The sequence below is a fragment of the Nocardioides sp. genome (assembly GCF_036401255.1).
GTDB lineage: Bacteria > Actinomycetota > Actinomycetes > Propionibacteriales > Nocardioidaceae > Nocardioides.
Genome location: NZ_DASWVI010000269.1, coordinates 1 through 2,156 on the forward strand (window position 1 = coordinate 1; position 2,156 = coordinate 2,156).

Genomic DNA, 2,156 nt, shown 5'->3' on the forward strand with positions numbered 1-2,156 from the left:
GGCCGCGGGTCCTCAGATGCCGTCCCGGTCAGGATCCAGATTGCCGCACCGACGGCTCCACCGCTACGGGCCTAGGGCCTGGTGCTGACGGGATCTTCGCTGGCGGGCGTACGCCGGGGACGAGCATCCCCCGGCGGCGGGACCTTGGCCTCTGCGCCGGTGCGCTCGGATCGCGGACGCTCAGAAGGGCAGGCCGTGGGGCTGCCGGGCGTGTCGAGGAGGTCGGATGCCCACACCGATGCCGGTGCCGGTCGTCGAGCCGGCACCCGCGGACGTGCTGCTGCGCGACGGCACGATCGCGGTGATCCGGCCGCTGGAGCCCGCCGACCTGCCGGGCCTGCTCGAGCTCCACGAGAGCGTCTCGGACGACAGCCTGCGGCTGCGGTTCTTCAGCCCGAGCCGCTACGCGGCCCGGGAGTACGTCGAGCACCTCCGCGACGCCCCGGACACGCGGGCCCTGGTCCTCGAGCGGGACGGCCGGATCTGCGCGCTCGCGACCGCCGAGCCGGTCGAGCCGGGGGCCGCCGAGGTCGCGTTCCTCGTCGCCGACGACCTGCACGGCATGGGCGTGGGGAGCCTGCTGCTCGAGCACCTGGCGGCGGCGTGCCGCGCGTGCGGCGTGCGCCGCTTCCTCGCCGAGGTCCTCTGGGAGAACCGCCCGATGCTCGACGTGTTCCTGGCCGCCGGCTTCGCGGTGGTGCGCCGCAACGAGGGGGCGAGCGTCAGCGTCGAGATGGACACCGTCGCCTCGGCCGAGGCGCTGGCGGCCGCCGACCACCGCGAGTGCGAGGCCGAGGCGCGCTCGCTCCAGCCGCTGCTCTACCCGCGCGCGGTCGCGGTGGTCGGGGCCCGCAGCGACGGCAGTGGCGTCGGGGCGGCGATCCTGCGGTCGGTGGTGGCCGGCGGCTACACCGGGCAGCTGCATGTCGTGCACCCGCGGGCGCGCGAGGTCGAGGGCGTCGCCGCCGTACGCCGGCTGCGCGACGTGGCCGGACCGGTGGACCTCGTGGTGATCGCGGTGCCGGCGGCCCGGGTGCTCGCGGCCCTCGAGGACGCGGGCGACGCCGGCGTGCCCGCCGCGGTGATCGTGTCCTCCGGCTTCGGCGAGCTGGGGGAGGAGGGCGCCCGGCTGCAGCGCCAGATCCTCGCGCTCGCCCGGCGGCGCAGCATCCGCGTCGTGGGCCCCAACTGTCTGGGCGTGATGAGCCTGCACCCCGACATCCGGCTCAACGCCTCGTTCAGCGGATCGGTCCCGCCGGCGGGCGGGCTGGCCGTCGCCTCCCAGTCCGGCGGCGTCGGCATCGTGCTCGCCGACACCGCCCGCGAGCTCGGCCTCGGCGTCGCGTCGTTCATCTCGTTGGGCAACAAGGTCGACGTGTCCAGCAACGACCTGCTCGCCGCGTGGCGTGACGACCCGCGGGTCACCGCGGCCGCGCTCTACCTGGAGTCGTTCGGCAACGCGCCCAAGTTCGCCCGGTTCGCGCGCCGGTTCGCCGAGCACAAGCCGCTGCTGGCCGTGGTCGGGGGCCGCTCGTCCGGCGGTCGCCGCGCCGGCGCCTCCCACACCGCGGCCGCGGCCTCGCCGTCGGTCGCCGTGGACGCGCTGTTCGCCCAGGCCGGGGTGATCGGCTGCGACGGCGCCGACGACATGGCCGAGGCCGCGCTGCTGCTGGCCGAGCAGCCGCTGCCGGCCGGTCAACGGCTCGCCGTGCTCACCAACGCCGGTGGCACCGGCGTGCTGGCGGCCGACGCCGCTGACTCCTTCGGCCTGACCGTGCCGGAGCTCTCGGCGCGGCTGCGGGCCCGGATCGCGCGGTACGTGACCGGGACCGTCGGCACGGGCAACCCCGTCGACACCGGCGCCGCGGTGCCCGCCAAGGACCTGGGGGCGATCGCCGAGCTGCTGCTCGAATCCGACGAGGTCGACGCCGTGCTCGTGCTGCTGGTCGCCACCGGCGCCAACGACGCGGTCGCCGGCATGCAGGCGGTGGCGGCGGCGCGCACGCGGCACCGGCACAAGCCGCTGGTGCTCGTCCCGATGGGCGGGCTGCAGGTCCCCGCCGAGGGCCTGCCCGGCGTCACCACGTATCGCAGCCACACCGCCGCGGTGCGCGCGCTGGCCCGCGCCGCGCGGTACGCCGAGTGGCGCGCTCACC

Annotated in this window: 1 protein-coding gene; it reads left to right on the forward strand. The window is 76.4% G+C overall.

Annotation, left to right across the window (positions count from 1 at the left end):
* Nucleotides 1–226: 226 nt before the first annotated feature.
* A partial coding sequence (locus VGD85_RS12500; protein ID WP_331063772.1) for a GNAT family N-acetyltransferase occupies nt 227–2,156 on the forward strand: 1,930 nt, incomplete at its 3' end.